Here is a 21391-nt window from a genome sequence, read left to right as displayed (position 1 = left end):
CAACGGGTTAAAGCGTCGACGCGCGAAAGGCCGGTCGCTGAAACGCATGACGGCGCCGGGTTGCGCGAGAAGGTCAACTGTGTATCATGCTCGCAAATTCCGAGCCGTAACGCCGCTATGTTGTCACTGAATCAACAGGTACTGCGAACGGATTTGGCGGGTATGCCGATGGAATGGGTGGACTACCGCGTTGCCGCCCGGCTGTATTTCCTCGGGCAGGTGGCCTATGCCTGCGGCGATGCCTTGTTCGAGCTGCGCGGCGGCATCAATTCAAGCACCCACCGACAGAGTCGCTTGGAGATCCACTCCATCATTGCGACCTACGGGACGCATCACGCCCTGAACAAGCTTCAGGACGATTATGCACCACCCCTATCGAACCGCACCCTGTTTCACCGCGACGACCACATGTGCATGTATTGCGGCAGCCGCTTCTCGGGGCGTCATCTGTCGCGCGATCACGTGCGTCCCACCAGTCGCGGTGGCAAGGATGTCTGGAACAACGTCGTGACCGCCTGCCTGCGCTGCAACAACTTCAAGGCCGGGCGTACGCCCGAAGCGGCGGGCATGGAGTTGTTGGCGGTGCCCTTCACGCCGACGCACGCCGAGTACATCTTCTTGATGGGACGCCATGTCCTGGCGGATCAGATGGCCTTCCTTCGCGCCCACTTTCCGCGCTCGAGTCCCTTGCATCGACGTGCCGCTCGGGGCCTCGAGGAGACGCCCGATGAATGAGTCCGATGTGTGACCCCGACGAGTGACCGGTATCGATCCGGATGAATGATCGCGAAACGATCGCACGCCGGATCGCGAGTGCGACCGGACGTCCTTTCCGTATCCAACGAGAGCAATCGGTCGTAGGCGGCTGCATCAACCGCGCAGTCGTCCTCGACGACGGTGCGCGGGCCTACTTCGTCAAGCTCAACAGCGCCGACCGGCTGGCGATGTTCGAGGCGGAGTCCGAGGGCCTCACCGCCCTGCGCGAGGCGAATGCGATCCGGGTTCCCGAGCCCGTCTGCACCGGCATCGCGGGCACCCAAAGCTATCTCGCGATCGAGCATCTCGATCTCGCCGGGCGTCTGGACGGCGCGCAGGCGGGCCGCCGACTGGCGCAGCTGCATCGATTCACCGCCCCCGACTTCGGCTGGCATCGCGACAACACCATCGGCTCGACCCCGCAGCACAACGCGCGAGCCTCCGACTGGGTCGACTTCTGGCGTTTGCATCGGCTCGGGTTTCAGCTGGATCTGGCGGCCCGCAACGGCTACGGCCGGGTGCTGTCGGACCCGGGCGAGCGCTTGATGTCGGTCCTCGACGATCTGATCGGCCACCGCCCCGCTCCTTCTCTGCTGCACGGCGATCTCTGGGGCGGCAACATCGGCGCAACCCGCGAGGGCGAGCCGATCATCTTCGATCCGGCCGTCTATTACGGCGATCGGGAGACGGATCTGGCCATGACCGAGCTCTTCGGCGGCTTCGGGGCCGACTTCTACACGGCCTACCGTGAGGCCTGGCCGGTGCCGCCCGAGTACGGCACACGGAAGATCCTCTACAATCTTTACCATGTCTTGAATCACCTCAACCTATTCGGCGGCGGCTATCTCGCACAGGCCAAAGGAATGATGGATCGGCTGCTGGCGGCGGTGCGTTGAGCGGCGGTGTGTGCGGCGCGGGGAATCCTCATTTCCTTGAAGATGACGGATATGTTAAAAGGCCCGCTACTGCGACTGAGATTTGTCCGACTTCTGCTTGAGTTACGCCGACCCCTTCTTCTCCATGCCCAGAGAGCTCCTCATCCTGCGACACGCCAAGTCCGACTGGGATTCGGTCGCGACGAGCGACTTCGACCGTCCCTTGGCCAAGCGCGGAAAGAGCGATGCCCCCAAGGTCGGAGCCTGGCTCTATCGCGAGGGCTTGGTCCCGGACCTGGTGGTGAGCTCCCCGGCCGAGCGCGCCAAGCAGACCGCGTCGAAGGTCTGCAAGTGTCTCGACATCAAGAAAAAACAGATCCTCTGGGATGCCGACATCTACGAGGCTGAGGTCCCGAAGCTCCTATCCGTGCTCGGGCGCTGCTCCCCCGAGGCGGCGACCGTCCTTCTGATCGGCCATAATCCGGGTCTCGAGCAGCTCCTCATGCACCTGGTCGGCGAGGATCTGGAGATCCCCGACGACGGCAAGCTCCTCCCCACCGCCACCGTCGCCCGATTGGAGATGCCGGACGATTGGAACGCCCTGCCGTGCGGCAGCGCTCAGCTGATCTCGATCACCCGCCCGCGCAGCCTCAAAGGCTGATCCCGTCACGTGTTAAACCGCGCCCGAACTCGAAAGTAAACATCTCACTCTGGACGCGGTTTAGCCCATCCGCAGAGTCCTGCAGCGTCCGATCGATAAAACCCTCTTTCGCTTTTTTCTCCTAAACCGCGCCCCGCCAAGTCCGCGTGTGTCCGCCAAGATCGCATCGATCCAACGTCACGGCATGTCGTGCCAAGCGCGGTTTAGACGTCGAACCTGTCGAACTCCATGCTGAACTGCCCCCGGCCTTGAGTAAGGCTGCGCAGCGCGGTGGCATAGCCGAGCAAGGGCTCGAGGGCGGCCTCCGCGCGGATCGCGATGTCCTCGCCGACGGACTCGGTGCCCTGGATCAGGGCGCGCCGGGCCTGTAGATCGCCGAGGACCGTACCGAGGCTCGGCTCCGGGATGACGACCTCGATCCGCATGATCGGGTGCATCGCCGCCGGCTCGGCGCGTTCGAGCGCTTGGCGCAGCGCCTTGGATGCGGCTGCGCCGAGCGCTTCCGGGGTCGAGGCCGCGCCGAACAGCTCGACCTCGTTGACCCGCACCAGGATGTCTTGGACCTGCGCCGCCAGCAAAGGCCCGGCCGCCAAGGTCGATCTCAGTGACTGCTCGATGGCCTCGCGTTGTGCCGTGCTCGGCTCCGCGCCTTCGGGGATGACGTGGGCCGCCCATTCGAGCCGCTCGCCGTTCCCTCGCGCGAGCGGCTCGATCGCGAGTGCGACGCGCGCCATGAGATCCTGCTGACGCGGATCGGGTGTCGGCGGCGGGGCGAACACCACATCCGCCGAGGCCGACCGACGGATGGTCTCGCGGACGGCGACGGCCGGTCGGCCGCTTCTGATCCGCACGCCGAACTCGCGCTCGATGCGCTCGAGCACGATCTGGAGGTGGAGCTCCCCCATGCCGCGCAGCAGCCGTTGGCCGGTCTCGGGGTCCTCTTCGACGCGCAGGGTCGGGTCCTCCTGCTGCACCTTGTCCAAGACCTCGAGCAGCTTCTCTTCATCCGTTCCGGCGGCGGGCTCGATCGCCAGCCCCAGCACCGGGGCGCGGGCCTCGATCCGTTCGAGGCTGAGCAGGTGGCCGGGGGCGCAGAGCGTATCGCCGGTCGAGGCGTGGCGCAGTCCGGCCAGGAGGACGATCTCGCCGGCTTCGGCCCGATCGATGCGGGTCTTCTTGCCGGCATCCACGTCGAAGAGCCGTGCGACCTGCTCGCGCCGAGCCCCGCCGGACGGGGTCGGTACCTCCACCGTGTCGCCCGGCGCCAAGGTCCCGCGATAGATCCGCGCAAAGACATGACGGCGTCCGTCCCAGAGTTGGACCTTGAAGGCGAGGGCCGCCAGCGGGCCCTCGGTGCCCATGGCGATCTCGACATCGGTCCCGTCCGGCAGCACGGCGTGCGCCGAGGGTCGGTCGAGCGGCGCGGGCAGGAAATCGACCACCCCGTCGAGCAGCGGTTGAACCCCGAGATTGCGGAGCGCACTGCCGCCGTAGCAGGGACAGAAGCGGCCCGCCAGCGTGCCGCGACGGATCGCGGCGCGCAGGGCCTCGGGCGGCGGCTCCTCGCCGGCCAGGACGCAATCGGCCAGGCCCTCGTCCATCTCCGCGGCAGCCAAGTACAGGGACTCGCGCAGATCCGCGACTGCGTCCCAGAGCGCGTCGGGACACGTCTCGGCGACGAGCGCATCGCCCTGCTCGCCGAGGAAACCAATTCGCCTTCGCTTGATCAAATCCACGACTGCGCCCTCGTCCGGGAGCGGAAAGGTGATGGCGACCGGCTCGATCTTCAGGCGTCGCCTGACCGCGTCGAGCGCCCGCCGGTAGTCCGCCCCCAGGCGATCCATCTTGTTGACGAAGACGAGCGCGGGCAGGTTGAAGCGGGTGCGTTGACGCCACACCGTCTCGGTTTGAGGCTCCACACCACGCACTCCATCGAGCACCAGGATACAGCCGTCGAGGACGCGCATGGCGCGTTCCACCTCGATCGTGAAGTCCACATGACCGGGCGTGTCGACCACCTGCAACAGGTGCTCCCTCCAGGGTGCCTTGGTCACGGCGGCGGTGATGGTGATGCCGTGCTGCTGCTCCTCGACCATATAGTCCATGTGGGCGGCGCCGTCGTGGACCTCGCCGATCTTGTAGGAGGCGCCGGTGTAGAAGAGGATTCGTTCGGTCAGCGTGGTCTTGCCCGCGTCGACGTGGGCGGCGACGCCGATGTTGCGGACGTGAGACAATCGCGACAGCTTTTTCATCCGATTTCAACCGATACAGGAGCGATAGAGTCTATGAGCATTTTTGATCTTGGCCGACGCAAACGAGCGTGGATCGCGACCTCGGTCTGCGCATCCCTGCTCGGCTTGGGAGCCATCGAGGTCGCGGGGGCCGAGACCTTCCGGCTCGAGAACCCGAATGATTCGGTGGTGGGGGTCCCCTTCTACTTCAAGGCACGCGCCCAGGATACCTTGCTTGACGTCGCACGCCAGAACGGGCTCGGTTTCGACGATATGCGTCAAGCCAACCCCGGTGTCGATGTCTGGGTGCCCGGCGAAGGCACGCCCGTCATGGTTCCGGCCTTTTACGTGCTCCCGGATGCCCCGCGGACCGGTATCGTGATCAATCGTGCCGAAAAGCGACTCTACTTCTTCCCGCCCAATGACCCCAACGAGGTGCGGATCTACGCCATCAGCGTCGGCAAGGACGCGATGGGCACGCCGCTCGGCAACTTCACGGTCATCGAAAAGCGCAAGGACCCAACCTGGACGCCCGGGCCGAACGTGCGGGCTGCCCACGCGGCTTACGGCGACATCCTGCCGGCCGTGGTTCCGCCCGGCCCCGACAACCCATTGGGCAAGTATGCCATGCGTTTGAGCCGTCCCGATTACCTGATCCACGGGACCAGCCAGCCGTGGGGGCTCGGAATGGAGGTCAGCGGCGGCTGCATCCGCATGTACCCCGAAGGTATCGAGGAGTTATTTGGTTTGACCGACATCACGACGCCGGTAAACATCATCGACCAAGCCTATAAGGTCGGGTGGCGTGGAGACGAGCTATATTTGGAGGTTCAGACCGGAGAGAAAAGCGAGCGAAAGAGCGCGAGGGAAGTGATCCCTCAGTGGGTGAAGGACGCCGAAGGTGTGACGATCGACTGGGAGGCGGTGGAGCGGGCTGTCAAAGAGGACGCCGGCATCCCACAACTCGTAGGAAGCCGGCGCAGTCCCTCGGGAGGGTCTTACTTGCCCATGATCTTCTGATACATGCGGTCAAGACGCTCGGTGTTGGCGTTGCAGCAAGCCTGGGCACTGTTGGCAGTGTCCATGGCCTGCTGGGCCATGTCGCGAGCGGTCTGGTCGGTGGTGCAACCGCCCAGCAAGGAAACGCCGAGAACGGCAACAGCGGACAGGGAAGCGAGCTTGACAATCTTGGTCATCGTTTTAAGTCTCCAAAGTTGGCCACTAGGCCCTATGTATATAACACATAACCGCGGGTTTTTCCGAACCTCGGGCCTCGTCCCGCCCGACGGTGCCGGGAAGGTCGGGGCTGAGGCAGGCTACTGATCTCGCGTTTGTTGCTTTTGCCTCACTCCGCGGAGTGCATGCGTTGGCTTCAGACGCGGGTCAACGTACAGATTGAGGCAAATTTAGCCACGTATCAAGTCCGCAACGATGGAGCCTGTCGTTTTTTTTGTCGGCGGCGGATCGACATCGCTCTTCGGAGCGCCAAACAGCGGCGATCCGTCGGTCGGGATTACGTGTTGCCGCACGTCTGAACTGGAACGCCGCACCCTCGTGGGGCAGAATGACGCCCGGTCGATCACGCCGACGACCCGTCGGGAGACCGCCCTCGTCGGCCCGAAGGAGATCCAGATGCGCCGTTTCTACGGTCTTTCAGTGCAGGACCAAGGGGCGCGATCCGCTCAGGTGTCCTTCCGTTGCGACGGATTTGTCCGTGACGGCGTCATCGCCGCGCCTCCCGGGGAACCGGTTTCGCTGAAGACGCTTCCTGCCTTCCTGCGTGCGCTCCTGGTGACGGACGGAACCGTGACTAAGATCCTCGAGGCCTATTTCTGGGAGCCCGTCACGGTCGATACGCTCGAGCAGCGTTTCGAGACCGCCGAGGATCCCGTTCCCGCGATCGAGGTCGCACCAGGCGATCGGTGTCTGATCCGCGATGCGCGGCTGCGCGGAACGGATTCGGGGCGCAGTTTTGCCGAGGCGTTCTCGCTGATTCGTACCGAGCTGATCCCGTCCGGCTTCCGCCAGCGCTTGATCGACCGCGAGATCGGCATCGGCGTACTGATTCGCGACAGCGGTCTTGAGAGCTATCGCGAGGTTCTGGACGTCGGCATGGAGGTGAGCTCCGACGGCGGCTGCGCCGTGTGCCGAACCTATCGCATCATCATCGAGCGGCGTCCGGTAATCCTGATTACCGAGTGTTTCCCGCTCGCGCTTTATGCCGGGGAGCGGGATGCCACCTGACCGGGCCCGACCCTCACCTATCACTCTCAGCCCGAACGGATCATGCTGCCCCCCATCGATACCGTTCGGCTGCACGAGACCCCGGAAGGCGTCGACCTTGCGCTGCGGGTCGCCGGCCCGGCTCCGCGCGCCATCGCTTACCTTCTGGATGTCGTCGTCCGCTTTGCGGTCCTGCTCGTCGTCCTGCCGCTTGGGGCCTTTGCCGGCTTCGGCACCGGACTGATCCTCCTCGCCGTCTTCGGGCTGGAATGGCTCTATCCCGTAGTCTTCGAGGTGCGCAGCGGCGCGACACCGGGCAAGCGGATCATGGGCCTGATGGTGGTGCACGACGACGGCACACCCGTGCGGTTGCCCGCATCCCTGATCCGCAATCTGCTTCGTACCGTGGACTTTCTCCCGATGCTCTACGGCGTGGGGCTCGTCAGTATGCTGGTGGATCGCGATTTCCGTCGGCTCGGCGATTTGGCCGCCGGTACCCTGGTGGTCTATGCCGATACGCCGCCGGCGAAACCGACCATCCCGCAGGTCGTCCCGCAAGCCCCACCCGCCGGCCTGTCGGTCGAGGCGCAACAGGCGATCCTGGCCTTCGCCGAGCGCGGTCATGCCGTTTCCGAGGCACGTCGGATCGAGCTGGCGGAGATCCTCGCGGGCAGCGTCGGCCGGCGGGGCGAGGCCGCCGTCGCGCAGGTCAACGCCTGGGCCGCATGGCTTGCGCGCGGAGCGCCGGACGGCCGCGGATGAAACAGGACGCCTTCGAGGCCGCCGCGTCGCCGATCTGGAGCGACTACCGCGCCATGCTCGACGCTCTCGAGAACCCGCGACGGCGGCGGGCACATGTCCCGGCCTTGACCTCCTTTCCGCAGCTGCATCGCCGTCTATGCAGCGACTACGCGTTGGCCCGCAGTCGGCGCTACAGCCCCGGGTTGATCGCCGAGCTCGAGGTGCTGGTGAGGCGGGGTCATCGCCAGCTCTATCGGCGACGATCGGCCCCGGTGCGCTCCGTGCTCGATTTCATGGCGACACGGTTTCCCCGGACGCTGCGTCGCCATTCAGCGGTTTTTTGGATCGCGGCGGCGCTGTTTTTCCTGCCGATGATCGGGATGGGGATCGCCGTCTATCAGGATGCGGATCTCGTCTACAGCCTGCTCGATGCCGAGCAGGTCGCGGATCTCGAGTCGCTCTACGACCCCGCTCGGCACACGCCGGGACGCGGCAGCGAGCGGCAGGCGGATACGGACGTGGCCATGTTCGGCTTCTATGTCATGAACAACGTCGGGATCGGTTTTCGTACCTTTGCCGGCGGCCTGATCTTGGGTCTCGGCAGCCTGGTCATCCTGCTCGTGAACGGGTTGTCCATCGGCGCCGTCGCCGGACACCTGACACGCGTGGATTACGGTGCCACCTTCTGGCCCTTCGTCAGCGGTCACGGACCCTACGAGCTCACGGCGATCGCCATCTGCGGCGCGGCCGGATTGCTGCTTGGTCAGGCACTCCTGGCCCCCGGGCAACGCACCCGACTCGCCGCTCTCCGAGCGAATGCGCGCGATGCCGTAATCCTCGTCGGCGGCGCAGCCGTTCTGCTGGTCTTTGCCGCAATGATCGAGGCATTCTGGTCGGCAGGCCCTGCGCCGTCGGCGCTGAAATACGGCGTCGGTGTCCTCGGGTGGGTCTTGGCCGCGGTCTATCTCGCGCTGGCCGGACGGGCGGGCGACGATGCGTCTTGACGCCGTCGGCGCGCGTCTGCGTCCGCGCCGCCTCTGGGAAGGCGTGGATCTGGGCTTTGCGCTGGGGCGAGAGTGGTTCCTGTCCCTCTGGATCCTCTGGTGGATCACCGCGCTGCCGGTCGCCCTGCTCCTGGCGGTGCTGACCGGCGGACGCCCGGACCTCTGGCTGGTCGCCGTCTGGTGGTGCAAGCCGCTGTTCGAGGCACCGCTGCAGTCCTGGGCGGGCCGCGCCCTGCTCGGCGAGCGCCCGGAACCCGCCGAGCGTTTCGGCATCATCCGCGCCGCCTTGACGCGACACATCCTGCCCCTGCTCCTGTGGCGGCGCCTCGGGCTGCGTCGCTCCTTCCTGATGCCGGTCACGCTCCTGGAGGGTCTGAGCGGTGCGCGGGCTCGGCGCCGTCGCGCGGTCTTGAGCCACGGCATCGGCGTGCCGAGCTGGCTGACCCTGATCTGCTATCACTTCGAGGCCATCCTGTGGGGCGGCGTGCTGCTCGCGCTGGTCTTCCTGATCCCCGAGGAGCTGCCCCGTCTCGACCTGACCGCTGCCGTGACCGAATCCGATTCACCGGTCTATTGGTTCAGCGCGGCGATCTATCTGCTCGCTTTTTCGGTGATCGCGCCCTTTTACGTCTGCGCCGGCTTCGGCCTCTATCTGACCCGCCGCACGGAGCTGGAGGCGTGGGATCTGGAGGTCGCCTTTCGCCGCGCGCGCAACGAGCAGGATGCGGCCGCCCGCGGGTCCGCGCGTCTGACCTTGGCCGCGCTCTTGGCCGTCGGCTTGGTCCTGTCCTTGCCGAGCCCCGTCGCAGAGGCGTTCGCACCGCGCGATGCCGTTCTTGATCCCGTTCTTGAAAACGGTCTTGATCCGGGCGAGGCGCAGGTCATCATCCGGGAGATCCTTGCGGACGATGAGTTCGGGAGCACGCAAGAGGTGACGCTCTGGCTGCCATTGGAGCGCGATCCGACCGAGCCCATGGATGGCTGGATCTGGCCGAGCGACCTCGGCGCGCTTGCGGTGACGCTCGCCGAGATTCTCAAGTGGTCGTTGCTTGCCCTGGCGTTTGCAGGACTCGTTTGGCTGGCGTTCAAGGTCATTCAAGGGGTGGCGCAGACGCGGCCGCGATGGCGCAGATCGAGATCCGGATCGCAGGGCGAGGGAGACAGGCCATCGGTCCAACTCGAGCCTCTCGGTGCCGAGCGGCTTCCCGACGATATCGCGGCGAGCGTCCGTCGCTTGATCGACAAGGGCGAGCATCGCGCGGCCCTTGGGTTGTTGTATCGCGCGAGCCTCGCCGAGCTGGCTCGGCAGGGTGTGGCGATTCCGGCGGGTTCGACCGAAGGCGATTGTCTGGCATTGGCGGTGCAGAGCCTGCCGGCCCCGCGCGTCGGTCTCATGACCCGCGTGACCGCGCACTGGAGCCGGGTTGCTTACGCGCATCGGCAGACTTCCGGCGCCGAGCTGATGTCGCTGCTCGACGACTGGTGTCGTGCTCGGGATCTGCCGACCGGGCCGACGCGAGATCCGGGAGCGCCTGATGACGCATGAGCGCCGTGTGCTCGGGCTGGTGGTCGCCGGGCTGATCCTGATCGTCGTCGCCCTGATCGGCGCGGTGCTGAGTCAGCTCGAGCGCAGGACCCTGGAGATCGAGGTCGGCCCTTCGGAAGAGGCCAGGCGCAACCCCTTCCTCGCGGCCGAGCGCTTTCTGGCGCGTCTGGAGATCCCGGTCGCGAGCGAAAGCGGGCGGGAGCGCCTGCGCCGGCTCCCGCCTCCGACAGACACGCTGGTCGTGCGTCACCCGGGGTCTCTCGCACCCGAGCGCCGTCGCGCGCTCGACCAATGGATGACGGACGGCGGGCGCTTGGTGGTGACGGCGAGCGAATCGAGGACGGGGGCCGCGGAGGAGGGCGACCTCATTGGCGGTTACGGCGTTCGCCTGAGCGCCGAGGATGCCGACCGTCCCGCCGCGGAGGGGTCAACCGAGGTTCTCGCCGAGATCCCGATCGAGTGTCCGGGACGTCCGCTTCGGGTGGCCTTCTCGACCGAACGCGCTCTGGAGACGATTGACCAGTCCGAGCCCGAAATGGCGATCATCGCCGCCGATCGGCTGCGTATGGTTCGACTGCCCGTGGGTGACGGAGCACTCACGGTGCTCGCCGAGGATCGCTTCATGACCAACGCGGCGATCGGCGAGCACGACCACGCGCTCTTGATGGCGTACCTCGTCGCCCCCGCGCCCGGCGGCACCGTTTGGCTGCTCTACGACCGCGAGATGCCCTGGATCGGGGCGGTGGTCTGGTCGGCCGCCCCCTACGCGGTGATCTCCGGAGCCTTGTGTCTGCTCGCCTGGGCTTGGTCGGCGGGTGCTCGCCTCGGACCGCTCCAGCCGGTGCCGGGCCGAGACCGGCGCGATCTCCTCGAACACCTGGGCGCGAGCGGCGACTTTCTCTGGCGACACGGACAGTCCGATCATCTGATCAAGCCTACCCGCCGACGGGTCATCGAGCTCTGGCGACGTCGCCGCCCGGACCTCGGGAGGCTCGACGACGCGGCGCTGGCCCACGCGATCGCGGTCGCGACGGGCGAGGATCCGGACGCCGTCGTCCGCGCCCTCCATGTCCATGCAGAAGACGCCGATGCCTTCGTGCGGCAGAGCGCCATGCTTCAGCGTCTGTGGCGCAAGGCGTCGATGTTGAAGCGGGGTGCTTCGCGAGGTTCTTAGGCGATTTCCGGGAATAAGCAATCCGACTGCGCATGCTCGGGCGTGTTCTGTCGACTGTCGCGGTGGATCAGGGCATCGACGCAGATCCGCTCGATGCGATCGATATCGGGCAACGCACGGGCCGCCGCGCGTTCATTCCGGATCGGCCGCCCGGAGCACCAGCACCCGCCCCTTCACATGGCCGTCGAGGTCTTGCCAACACCCGCCGGCGGGTCTAGCTCTCGTTCGCCGACCTCGCCGACCTCGCCGACCTCGCCGACCTCGCCGACCTCGCCGATGCGGCTCCCGCAGCTGCGCTCCGGGGGGCGGGCCGTGGATAAAAGCGGCGAGGTCGGGTTCAGGGGCCGATGGTCGCGACCAGATTTCGCCCTCTGCGTTTCGCCTCGTAGAGGGCGGCATCCGAGGCACGGATCAGATCCGCCGGCGACGCCACGGACGCATGGTCGGAGGACGCGACACCCAGGCTGACCGTCACGCGATCGGCGATAGGCGAGGCTGCGTGCGGCAGGTTCAGGTCCCAGACGGCCTCGCGGATCCGCTCTGCGACCTGCTCCGCGCCAAGCAGGGTCGTCTGCGGGAGAACGAATGCGAATTCCTCTCCGCCGATGCGGGCTGCCGTGTCGCCCGCTCGTTGCAGCGTGGACGCCATGGCCTGGGCGATACCGATCAGGCAGCGGTCGCCCGCCGGATGACCGTAATGGTCGTTGTACGCTTTGAAATGATCGACGTCGGCTGAAATGACGGCAAGGGTATTGCCTGCTCGATCGGCCCGTTTCCATTCGCTCGCGAGGTGCTCTTCGAAGAGGCGCCGATTTCCGATCCGCGTGAGCTCGTCGATACGCAACATCTCTTGAAGCGCCGAGCCTTCGGCAATCGAGGACGCGAGCCTCAACCGCATGTCGGTGGCATCTTGGAACAAACGCTTCACACGAGCGGACGAGGAGAGCATAGCGATACCGAACACCAGGATCATCAGCCCCATGATCAAGTGCACTCGGTCGCCGACCAGGACCATGCTGAGTGTCATGGGCAGTACGATGGGGATCGCAAAACACGGATAGGCTCGACCCAGAGGAGACAGTAGGGGTACACCTCCTGCGACCATTCCGCCCAGCACGAAGGCAAGAAAGACCTGATGCGTAAAGGAGCTCGGGTGGAACAGGAAGATCGCCGCACCTCCCCACACCAAACCCGCCGCGCACGCGCCTTTAACGAATCTGCGGCCCCAGACGGCATCCCCGACGCGTGCCCGACGCTGCGGATCCAAAAATCCGCGCAGGGTCCGGAATCGAAATGCGGTCACTGAAATAAGGCAGACCGACCAGATGAGCAGAGTCGTGCTCTCGATACCTCCCCAAAGAACACCCACGAGAAGGAATGCGTTGATCAGGCTCGCCACCAAGGCGATCGGGAGCTGCCGATAGGCTTGCTCGGTCAGTGCGGAGAGCATTTCCTGCTCTCCCGAGTCGGAGAGGTCAAGGCGGTCGGCTTCCAATCAGAACCTCCTCCGGCCCGTTGCGGTGGTCCGAGACGCCTCTATGCGGCGTGCTGTCTCATACGTCGAGCTGCCGCCGTCCTCCCCGGCGGCCTGCTACATTAGACCGGCCTCCCAAACCGTCAGGTCTCGTGACACCGAACCGCGGTGTCACGCATGCCCCCTGGCGCTCTACGCCAACTACCGCTATGGCCCGAATTAGGAACAAGGCGCGCCGCATCTACCGCGATGCCGGCCCTGATCGAGGTTTCACCCATGCGTCTCGAACGCGGCGCGCTTCGAGCATCGTTGTCGTGTCGACGCTATCATTAAGCCATGAGCACACTGCGCGAGTCCATGGCCGAGCACGGTTTCGAGTCCAACGACGACTACGCCTTTCAGGTGCGCTGTCTGCTGAAGGGGACGCCGCATCGGATTCGTACCCTCAACATCCAGGGCGACGGCGAGCGCCGTAAGACCGCCTTCGCGACCGCGCTCGCCCATGCGCTCGATACCCCGCATATCCTCTATCACGACTTTTCGGACGAGGAGCCGCCCACAACCGAGGTGATCTTGCCGCCGGGTACCGACGAGTACGGGCGCAAGGCGTCTGCGGTCGACCCGCTCGACGATATCGTGAGCCAGGCCTGCGCGCTGAGCGAGGCTGAATCTACGGTGCTTATCCTGGATCAGTTGCAGGCGGCAGATTTCCGCGAGCATATCCGGGTTCATCGATTGATCCGCGACCGGCGCTGGCTGGTGCGCGACGCGCCCTATTACGCCAACCCGCGCAACCTGCTGTTGTTCCTGATCAGCGAGGCGCCGCTCTACCACTCGCTGCAACGCGAGAGCTTCCGGGTCTGGGTCGGTCGCGTGTCCGAGCGGCGGGTGACTTTGAATCCCGAGGAGCTGGGGCTCGGTGTCGACGCAGCGCCCTTGCTCGATGCCTTGAACGACCTCTTCGGTGCCGTTGATGCTTCACCGACACGCAGCGAGGTTGCTCGGTTGCTCGACGATTTCACTGCACACGTCCAAACCGAGGAGCACCTCATCCATGCCGTGTTCGGCCGCTGTGAAGGTATCGATCGCGAGCGCATGAGGGATCCGGATCTGGTGCCTATGCTGAGCCGGGTCATGGAGCAGCTACGCGACTACCTGGGTATCGAGCAGATCGTCGTCGGAAGGGGTCGCGAAGACGTGGAATCAGGTTCGGATGGGAGAGGGTCCAACGTTTAGGAACGCCCAAACGATCGGCCGCCCTCGCCCGTAGTTTCTGGTCGCCGGCCGTGCCGGATCGCTCCGTTGATCCCGCCCCGAGATATCGAGGTCATCGGTGCTGCTCGAAAAACGACATCGGTCTACGGGGCAACCGGGTACAGTATTTCATCAATCCACCAGCACCACATGCAACCGCCGCGGCCCATGTGCGCCGAGCTGAATCGTCTGCTCGATGTCGGCCGTGCGCGAGGGGCCCGAGACGAGGTTGACGGCCCGCGGCATGCCGCCCGTGCGCTCGCGCAACGCTGCCCAGGCGTCCTCGAAGTGGCGGAGGATCCGCGCGGTCTCCAGAACCACGACCTGGTTGTCCGGGACGAAGTTGTGGGTGGTTGGGCTCTCGGGGGAGGCGAGCAGCATGAGGGTGCCGGTCTCGGCGATCGCCGCGAAGGCAGGGCTCACCGATAGGGTCTCCTCGATTCCGGCGCGCTGGTGATGGATGATCCAGTCGGCGGGCCAGTCGAGGTCCTTCAACCCGGCGCCGACGGCGGCGCGCGGGGCGAGGCTATGTGCAGATCGGAAGGTCTCCACGGCGGCGGGGATCTGCGCTCGGCCGGCAACGCGCGCGACCGTGCCCGAGCGGCTTTCGAGCTTGCGGATAAAGCGCGCGATCAGGTCTTCATCGAAGGCCGGGCGGAGATGCCGGACCGGTTTAGCGATGCGTGCATCCAGTGTTGCGCGGGTGGCTGAATCGAGCGGTTCGCGCCCCGCCGCGCGACGCACGGCATCCAGAATGTCCTCTCGCGCGGTGCTCATGACTGTCCTCGCTCGGTCTGCCAGCGTTCCAGAAAGGTTCGGCCCTGCGGGGCGGGGAGGTCGCGCGCCTCGGTCCAGCCGCGGGCGCCCGGCAGGCGGCGGATGCGACCCGCATGACCGCCGATCGCGGCGAGCGCACGCGCGGCCAGCCGCTCCAGCGCGTGGTAGAGCTTGGGTCGGGTCGCCAGAAGGCGCCAGGCGCCGAGCGCATAGCGCTTGCGACGCGGGGTGATCGACTGCTTGAACTGCTCGTGGCGCAGTCGGCGCAGGAGATCCGGCAACGGGATCTTCACCGGGCAGACCGAGGCGCAGCGGCCGTTCAGGGTGCAGGCGTTGGGGAGGTCGTAGGCGGCGTCCAAACCCTTGATCAACGGGGTCAGCACCGAGCCCATGGGTCCGGGATAGACCCAGCCGTAGGCATGGCCGCCGATCGCGCCGTAGACCGGGCAGTGATTCATGCAGGCGCCGCATCGGATGCAGCGCAGCATCTCGCGAAAGGGTCCGGCGAGCATGCGCGAACGGCCGTTGTCGACCAGGACGACATGGTATTCCTCCGGTCCGTCGAGATCGTCCGCCGGCTTGGGTCCGGTCGAGATGGTCGTGTAGGTCTCGGTCTCCTGACCGGTGGCGCTGCGCGCGAGCAACCGCAGGAAGAGTGTCGCGTCGTCCAGCGTGGGCACGACGCGCTCGATGCCGGCGGTGACGATGTGCACCCGTGCGAGCGTCTGGGTGAGATCGCCGTTGCCCTCGTTGGTGACGATCAGGCTGGAGCCGGTCTCGGCGATCAGAAAATTGCCGCCGGTGATGCCGACGTCGGCCTGGAAATAGCGCTCGCGCAGCGCGAGACGGGCCGCGTCGACCAGGTCCGCGATCTCGGTCAGGCGCGGTCCGCCGTGGGCCTTCTCGAAGAGATCCGAGACCTGCTCGCGCGTCTTGTGCACGGCCGGGGCGATGATGTGCGAGGGCGCCTCGCCGGCGAGCTGGATGATGTACTCGCCCAGATCGGTCTCGACCACGGTCAGGCCGGCATCGATCAGGGCCGTGTTGAGACCGATCTCCTCCGACACCATCGATTTGCCCTTGGTGACGGTGCGCGCATCCACCCGTTTGCAGATGTCGAGGATGATCCGGCGGGCCTCGGCGTCGTCCCGGGCCCAATGGACCTGCCCGCCGGCCGCGACGACGGCCGCCTCGTAGCGTTCCAGGTAGTGATCGAGATGATCGAGGACGTGGTCCTTGAGCGTCTTGGCCGCCTCGCGCAATGCCTCGAATTCGGACAGCTCGGCGACCTGGACCGCGCGCTTGGCGACGAAGCCGTCGCGCGCCTTGTCCATTGCTTGCTGGAGGCTGGTGTCATGGAGTGCTGCGACCGCGCGTGGCTGAAATTCGTGTGAGCGGATGTCCAATGACCGTGCCCTCGGGTCTATCGGTGAATGGATGTCGGGTCAGTAGAGGTTCATCCGACTGGCACGACAACGGCCGGGGTTGTGCCGAGACGCTGCGCACGCCGAGCGAATCGACGGTCGTCGAAGGTATAGAGCGCTTCACAGTGGGAGCAACCCGAGAGATGCAAGGCATCGGCGAAGTCCATGCCCCGGGCGAGGAGAGGGAGGGCATTGGCGACTCGATCGGACTCCTCGACGTTGACGTTCGCCAAGCCCAACAGATGCTCCAGGACTTGGACGATCTTCACGGCGTCAAAACGATAGAAGGCACGGAGCACCCATTCCAGCTCCAGGGTCACGGTGAGCGGGATGAACAGGCTGGGGCGACTGGTCAGGATCTCGTAGGCGATGGGTCGCTGCTTGGCCGCTTCCGGATCACCGGGATCATCCACGTAGAAGCGGGCCAGAATATTGGTATCAAGCGCAATCATCGTCGATCTCGCGCATGGATTCAGCGACATCGAAGTCGGTCAGACGCCGCGTCCCCGGCTGATCGCATGTCAGTAGTCCATAGCCGGCTTCGGGGCGCGTTCGCTTGATCGTCCGCAGGGGCCTGATACGTATACTGTCGCCCTCCAGCTCGAAGTCGAGCTTCGTCCCCGGCTGGATTCCGAGCCGATGCCGGATCGCCGCCGGGATGACGACTTGCCCCTTGTCCGAGACGGTGACTGTCGACATGGCTATGGCCTCTTGTCTTACGCGGTAAGAACTGCAGTCTAGCGAATCGGCGACGGTGCGCAAGTCCAGCGATCGTGCGTGGGACCGAAGGCATCCGATCGTCGGGGTCGCTGTCGATTCGCGGAATCGGGAACGTCCTCGCACGGCGCTGCAGCGCATCAACCCCGCCCGTCCCCGATGCCTGGACCGTCCGTCATCCCTGCCAGCACCTCTGCAACATGAAAGACCCGGACCGGCGAGCCGATGCGGCTCAGCCGCCCGGCGATGTTCATCAGACAGCCCAGATCGCCGCCGATCAGCGTATCTGCCCCGGTGGCGTGGATGTTGCCGATCTTGTCGTCGACGATCTTGACCGAGATCTCGGGATATCCGACGCAGAAGGTCCCGCCGAACCCGCAGCAGACCTCGCTGTCGGCCATCTCGCGCAGGGTGAGCCCCTCCACACCTGCGAGCAGTTGTCGCGGTTGACCTTTGATGCCGAGTCCGCGCAGGCCGGAGCAGGAGTCGTGGTAGGTCGCGATGCCGTCGAATCCGGCCTGAACCCTTGTGATGCCCAGGACGTCGACCAGGAACGACGTCAGCTCCCAGCTTTTTGCCGCAACGGCCTCGGCGCGGTCGCGCCACTCGCGGTCCGCGGCAAAAAGGATTGGGTAATCATTGCGGATGGTGCCCATGCAGGAGCCCGAGGGGCCGACGAGATAATCGTAGACCTCGAACGCGGTAATAACCTGTTTGGCGAGTGCGCGCGCGGAGTCGTTGTCGCCCGAGTTGTAGCCCGGCTGTCCGCAACAGGTCTGGCTCTGCGGCACGCCGAGGATGCAGCCTGCGTCCTGAAGAAGCTTCGCTGCGGCAAAGCCGATGCTCGGCCGGAAGAGGTTCATGAGACAGGTTGCGAACAGGCCGACACGCGGGGAGGTCTTCGGGGTATCGCTCATCGGACGGGGCTCCGGAGGGTCTGGACGTGATCCGTGGTCGGTCTCGATCCGGAACTCTAAACGGCATGGGGGCGAAACGCGCCGCCGATGGATCCATCGAGACCGAGGCCGGCTCTTCGGGCTATGCTAGACCGTGTCATGCCGGACGCGGTTTAATCGGGAGTGATTCGTGGATATCGCCGAACTACTGGCCTTCAGCGTCAAAAACAACGCCTCGGACCTGCATCTCTCGGCCGGCCTGCCGCCGATGATCCGTGTCGACGGCGACATGCGCCGCATCAATGTCCCGCCGCTCGAGCATCGCTCGGTGCATTCGCTTGTCTACGACATCATGAACGACAAGCAACGCAAGGACTACGAGGAGTTTCTGGAAACGGACTTCTCGTTCGAGATTCCGGGGCTGGCCCGATTCCGCGTCAACGCCTTCAACCAGAAGCGCGGTGCCGGTGCCGTTTTTCGGACCATCCCCTCCAAGGTCTTGTCGCTTGAAGAGCTCAACGCGCCCGAGAGCTTCAAGGAAATCGTCAGTGTCCCGCGCGGCCTCATCCTGGTGACCGGGCCGACCGGCTCGGGAAAGTCCACGACCCTCGCGGCGATGGTCGACTATCTCAACGAGACCGAGTACGCGCACATCCTCACTATCGAAGATCCCATCGAGTTCGTGCATACCAGCAAGAAGTGTCTGGTCAACCAACGCGAAGTGCACAAGGATACGCTGGGCTTCAGCGAGGCGTTGCGCTCTGCGCTGCGTCAGGATCCGGACATCATCCTGGTCGGCGAGATGCGCGATCTCGAGACCATTCGGCTGGCGATGACCGCGGCCGAAACCGGGCATTTGGTCTTCGGGACGCTGCACACTACCTCGGCGGCCAAGACCATCGACCGCATCATCGACGTCTTTCCCGCGGCGGAGAAGGAGATGATCCGGGCGATGCTCTCGGAGTCTCTGCGCTCGGTCATCGCGCAGACGCTGTTGAAGCGGGTCGGCGGCGGGCGGGTCGCTGCGCACGAGATCATGATCGGCACGCCGGCCATCCGTAACCTGATCCGCGAGGCCAAGGTGGCCCAGATGTATTCGGCGATCCAGACCGGACAAGCGCACGGCATGCAGACCCTGGATCAGAACCTCAAGGAGTTGGTCCAGCAGGGGTTGGTGTCGCGCAAGGACGCGCGGATGAAGGCCCAGAACAAGGACGGCTTTACCTGATCCCGCCCCGACGAACCTTGCCGGGCCGAGCGTTGGTTGAGGGCCCCGCCCTGCACGCTGCCGATTTCGGAGGATGTCGATCGTTTGCGAATCGAAGGTCCGGCCGAGCATGGATGGCTGCCGCCCGGGAGCGTCTTTCTTAAAACCGAGGTCTCGTATGGACCTAAATCGTGCAATCGAGCAACTGTTGAGCATGGTCGTCGAGCGCAAGGCGTCCGACCTCTTCATCACCGCAGGCTGGCCGCCCAGCGTCAAGATCGACGGGGCCATTTATCCCGCCACGAAGCATCCCTTGTCGGCCGAGCAGGCACACGACATGGTGCTCGGCCTCATGAACGATCGCCAGCGCGAGGAGTTTCGCGCGACCAAGGAGTGTCAGTTCGCGATCGATCGCCCGCACTTGGGACGGTTCCGCGTCAGCGCATTCGTCCAGCGCGAGGCGACCGGGATGGTCTTGCGCCGGATCGAGACCGACATTCCGACCATCGAGGCGCTCAAGCTCCCATCGATCCTGCGCGAGCTGGCGATGACCAAGCGCGGCATGTTGATCTTCGTCGGCGGCACCGGGACGGGCAAATCGACCTCGCTCGCTGCGCTGGTGGGGTATCGCAACCGGCACAGCTCGGGCCACATCATTACGGTCGAGGATCCCATCGAGTTCGTCCACGAGCATCACGGCTGCATCATCACCCAGCGCGAGGTGGGCGTGGATACCGAGTCCTACGAGGTCGCGCTCAAGAACACCCTGCGTCAGGCCCCGGATGTCATCCTGATCGGCGAGATCCGCACGCGCGCGACCATGGAATACGCCATCGCCTTCGCCGAGACCGGCCATCTCGTCTTGGCGACCCTGCACGCCAACAATGCCAACCAGGCGCTGGACCGCATCATCAGCTTCTTTCCGGACGACTCGCGCAACCAGCTTCTGCTCGATCTGTCGCTGAATCTCAAGGCCGTCGTCGCACAGCAGCTCGCCCCGCGCAAGAGCGGCCCGGGGCGTCGTGCGGTCGTGGAGATCCTGTTGAACACGCCGTTGGCCTCCGATCTGATCCGCAAGGGTGAGGTGCACAAGCTCAAAGAGCTGATGAAGAAGTCCAACGAGCAGGGCATGATCACCTTCGATCAGGCCCTCTTCAATCTCTATCAAGAGGGCGAGGTCAGCTACGAGGACGCATTGCGTTACGCCGACTCCGCCAACGAGGTGCGGCTCGTCATCAAGCTTCAGGGCGGCGCCGCGCAGCGCGAGGCGACGGATCGCATGATCGACGGGGTTTCCCTCGTGCATGACGACGCGCATCGCGGCCGGCGACCTTGATCCGAGCTTGCCCCGAATCCGCAACCGACTCCGAGAGCCCCGCGCATGATTCCCAAACCAACCGACCGCGATCACGACGCCTTGCCGACCGCCCGCGAGGATGCCGCGTGGGCGGCCGAGACCAGCTCGACGCCGCAGACGCGCTCTGCGGCCTACCGTCTCGCCTATACGGATGTCGATTTTCTGATGCGCGACGAGGCCCGGCCGCTGCGCCTGCAGCTCGAGCTGCTCAAGCCCGAGCTGGAGCTTCAGGATCAGCGGGTCGAGTCCACCATCGTGGTCTTCGGCAGTGCGCGGATTCCGGATCCCGAGACGGCTGCGCAGAACCTGGTGGACGCCGAGCGTGCGCGGGCTGCCGCGCCGACGGATGAACAGGCCCAAGCCGCGGTCGAGCGCTGTCGGCGTGCGCTCGATCGCTCGCACTACTATGCGGAGGCGAGGCGTTTCGCGCGCATCGTCTCCGAGCAGGAGCAGGACGCGGAATCACGCTGCTTCGTCATCGTCACGGGTGGCGGCCCCGGCATCATGGAGGCGGCCAATCGCGGCGCCGCCGACGTCGATGCCGTCTCGATCGGGCTCAGCATCACGCTCCCGCACGAGCAGGCCCCGAACGCCTACATCACCCCGGAGCTGTCGTTCCAGTTCCATTATTTCGCCCTGCGCAAGATGCATTTCCTGATGCGTGCGAAGGCATTGGTGGTCTTCCCCGGCGGCTTCGGCACCTTCGACGAGCTCTTCGAGACGCTCTGCTTGATTCAGACAAAGAAGATTCGACCCATGCCCGTGATGCTCTTCGGGCGGGCGTTCTGGGAGCGCGTCATCAACTTCGAGGCGCTGGTCGATGAAGGTGTGGTCAGTCGCGCCGACCTTGATCTATTCAGCTTCGTCGAGACCGCGGAGGATGCCTGGTCACGGATCTATGCGCATTACGACGGGTTGGGCTGCGCGTCTTGATCGGGACACCCGAGTGACTCGCGCAGTCGGCGCGTTCATCGGTCGCGTCGCGCGGCGTGCAGCGCCGACTCGCGGCGGCCTTGCGGTTGGGCTGCGGCTTTCCAGTGCGGGACTGCGCTCGCGCAGGGGCTCCAGCCGGTG

Annotated in this window: 21 protein-coding genes; 13 read left to right on the top strand and 8 right to left on the bottom strand. The window is 65.4% G+C overall.

What is annotated here, in order from left to right; genetic code table 11:
- The first annotated feature begins 117 nt into the window (after positions 1-117).
- The 3 genes from BLV04_RS20335 (at position 118) to BLV04_RS20325 (ending at position 2292) form a co-directional block, all read left to right on the top strand.
- Complete coding sequence (locus BLV04_RS20335; RefSeq protein ID WP_093036779.1) at positions 118-735, top strand: HNH endonuclease; 618 nt, start codon at positions 118-120, stop codon at positions 733-735.
- A gap of 41 nt (positions 736-776) precedes the next feature.
- Positions 777-1652: a fructosamine kinase family protein gene (locus tag BLV04_RS20330; RefSeq protein ID WP_093036776.1), complete on the top strand. Its 876-nt coding sequence runs from the start codon at positions 777-779 to the stop codon at positions 1650-1652.
- A 124-nt stretch (positions 1653-1776) separates the two neighbouring features.
- A complete protein-coding gene (locus BLV04_RS20325) occupies positions 1777-2292 on the top strand; it encodes a SixA phosphatase family protein (protein WP_093036835.1) in 516 nt (171 codons plus the stop codon).
- 203 nt (positions 2293-2495) lie between these two features.
- Here the strand turns inward: BLV04_RS20325 and BLV04_RS20320 are convergent, their stop codons facing one another.
- On the bottom strand, positions 2496-4544 hold the full coding sequence (locus BLV04_RS20320; protein ID WP_093036773.1) for an elongation factor G: 2049 nt from the start codon (positions 4542-4544) through the stop codon (positions 2496-2498).
- Between the two features lie 33 nt (positions 4545-4577).
- Between BLV04_RS20320 and BLV04_RS20315 the strand changes: the two genes are divergently transcribed.
- The gene (locus tag BLV04_RS20315) at positions 4578-5543 is read left to right on the top strand and encodes a L,D-transpeptidase family protein (protein ID WP_093036770.1); all 966 of its coding nucleotides are present in this window, start codon (positions 4578-4580) and stop codon (positions 5541-5543) included.
- Here BLV04_RS20315 and BLV04_RS20310 read toward each other — a convergent pair.
- Positions 5522-5719: an alanine-zipper protein gene (locus BLV04_RS20310; protein ID WP_007192175.1), complete on the bottom strand. Its 198-nt coding sequence runs from the start codon at positions 5717-5719 to the stop codon at positions 5522-5524. The two genes, BLV04_RS20315 and BLV04_RS20310, sit on opposite strands and share 22 nt — an antisense overlap.
- Before the next feature lie 436 nt (positions 5720-6155).
- On the opposite strand from BLV04_RS20310, the gene BLV04_RS20305 reads away from it, so the two are divergent.
- From BLV04_RS20305 to BLV04_RS20285, 5 genes are read left to right on the top strand one after another with little or no spacing between them, the layout of a single operon-like run.
- Entirely contained in the window at positions 6156-6767 is a 612-nt protein-coding gene (locus BLV04_RS20305) for a chorismate--pyruvate lyase family protein (RefSeq protein ID WP_093036832.1), read from the top strand.
- A gap of 42 nt (positions 6768-6809) precedes the next feature.
- Positions 6810-7508: an RDD family protein gene (locus BLV04_RS20300; RefSeq protein ID WP_093036767.1), complete on the top strand. Its 699-nt coding sequence runs from the start codon at positions 6810-6812 to the stop codon at positions 7506-7508.
- Entirely contained in the window at positions 7505-8491 is a 987-nt protein-coding gene (locus BLV04_RS20295; protein ID WP_093036829.1) for a stage II sporulation protein M, read from the top strand. The genes BLV04_RS20300 and BLV04_RS20295 overlap by 4 nt, the downstream gene beginning before the upstream one ends.
- Positions 8481-10037, top strand: a complete 1557-nt coding sequence (locus BLV04_RS20290; protein ID WP_093036764.1) for a DUF4129 domain-containing protein — start codon at positions 8481-8483, stop codon at positions 10035-10037. The genes BLV04_RS20295 and BLV04_RS20290 overlap by 11 nt, the downstream gene beginning before the upstream one ends.
- Positions 10027-11211, top strand: a complete 1185-nt coding sequence (locus tag BLV04_RS20285) for a DUF4350 domain-containing protein (RefSeq protein ID WP_139191981.1) — start codon at positions 10027-10029, stop codon at positions 11209-11211. Before BLV04_RS20290 ends, BLV04_RS20285 begins: the two co-directional genes overlap by 11 nt.
- 337 nt (positions 11212-11548) lie before the next feature.
- Here BLV04_RS20285 and BLV04_RS20280 read toward each other — a convergent pair whose 3' ends face one another.
- Complete coding sequence (locus BLV04_RS20280; RefSeq protein WP_245731971.1) at positions 11549-12706, bottom strand: GGDEF domain-containing protein; 1158 nt, start codon at positions 12704-12706, stop codon at positions 11549-11551.
- 315 nt (positions 12707-13021) lie between these two features.
- Here BLV04_RS20280 and BLV04_RS20275 point away from each other — a divergent pair, with 315 nt between their 5' ends.
- Positions 13022-13921, top strand: coding sequence for a hypothetical protein (locus tag BLV04_RS20275; RefSeq protein ID WP_093036759.1), 900 nt, complete (start codon positions 13022-13024; stop codon positions 13919-13921).
- Between the two features lie 150 nt (positions 13922-14071).
- Here the strand turns inward: BLV04_RS20275 and BLV04_RS20270 are convergent, their stop codons facing one another.
- The 5 genes from BLV04_RS20270 to BLV04_RS20250 all read right to left on the bottom strand — a co-directional run bounded on the left by BLV04_RS20270 (position 14072) and on the right by BLV04_RS20250 (position 17774).
- A complete protein-coding gene (locus BLV04_RS20270; protein ID WP_093036756.1) occupies positions 14072-14716 on the bottom strand; it encodes a LutC/YkgG family protein in 645 nt (214 codons plus the stop codon).
- Complete coding sequence (locus BLV04_RS20265) at positions 14713-16122, bottom strand: LutB/LldF family L-lactate oxidation iron-sulfur protein (protein WP_093036753.1); 1410 nt, start codon at positions 16120-16122, stop codon at positions 14713-14715. The genes BLV04_RS20270 and BLV04_RS20265 overlap by 4 nt, the downstream gene beginning before the upstream one ends.
- A 50-nt stretch (positions 16123-16172) precedes the next feature.
- Positions 16173-16592 (bottom strand): type II toxin-antitoxin system VapC family toxin, encoded by a 420-nt coding sequence (locus BLV04_RS20260; protein WP_093036750.1) that lies wholly within the window; start codon positions 16590-16592, stop codon positions 16173-16175.
- A complete protein-coding gene (locus tag BLV04_RS20255) occupies positions 16579-16839 on the bottom strand; it encodes an AbrB/MazE/SpoVT family DNA-binding domain-containing protein (protein WP_093036747.1) in 261 nt (86 codons plus the stop codon). Before BLV04_RS20255 ends, BLV04_RS20260 begins: the two co-directional genes overlap by 14 nt.
- 158 nt (positions 16840-16997) lie before the next feature.
- Complete coding sequence (locus BLV04_RS20250) at positions 16998-17774, bottom strand: (Fe-S)-binding protein (RefSeq protein ID WP_093036744.1); 777 nt, start codon at positions 17772-17774, stop codon at positions 16998-17000.
- 169 nt (positions 17775-17943) lie between these two features.
- Between BLV04_RS20250 and BLV04_RS20245 the strand changes: the two genes are divergently transcribed.
- From BLV04_RS20245 to BLV04_RS20235, 3 genes are all read left to right on the top strand, one after another.
- On the top strand, positions 17944-18981 hold the full coding sequence (locus BLV04_RS20245) for a type IV pilus twitching motility protein PilT (RefSeq protein WP_093036741.1): 1038 nt from the start codon (positions 17944-17946) through the stop codon (positions 18979-18981).
- A gap of 157 nt (positions 18982-19138) precedes the next feature.
- Positions 19139-20296, top strand: coding sequence for a PilT/PilU family type 4a pilus ATPase (locus BLV04_RS20240; protein ID WP_093036737.1), 1158 nt, complete (start codon positions 19139-19141; stop codon positions 20294-20296).
- A gap of 45 nt (positions 20297-20341) precedes the next feature.
- On the top strand, positions 20342-21250 hold the full coding sequence (locus BLV04_RS20235; RefSeq protein ID WP_093036734.1) for an LOG family protein: 909 nt from the start codon (positions 20342-20344) through the stop codon (positions 21248-21250).
- Positions 21251-21391 lie beyond the last annotated feature (141 nt).

The sequence above is a fragment of the Thiocapsa roseopersicina genome, from assembly GCF_900106925.1.
Taxonomy (GTDB): Bacteria; Pseudomonadota; Gammaproteobacteria; order Chromatiales; family Chromatiaceae; genus Thiocapsa; species Thiocapsa roseopersicina.
This window is presented reverse-complemented; position numbering and strand designations above follow the sequence as displayed.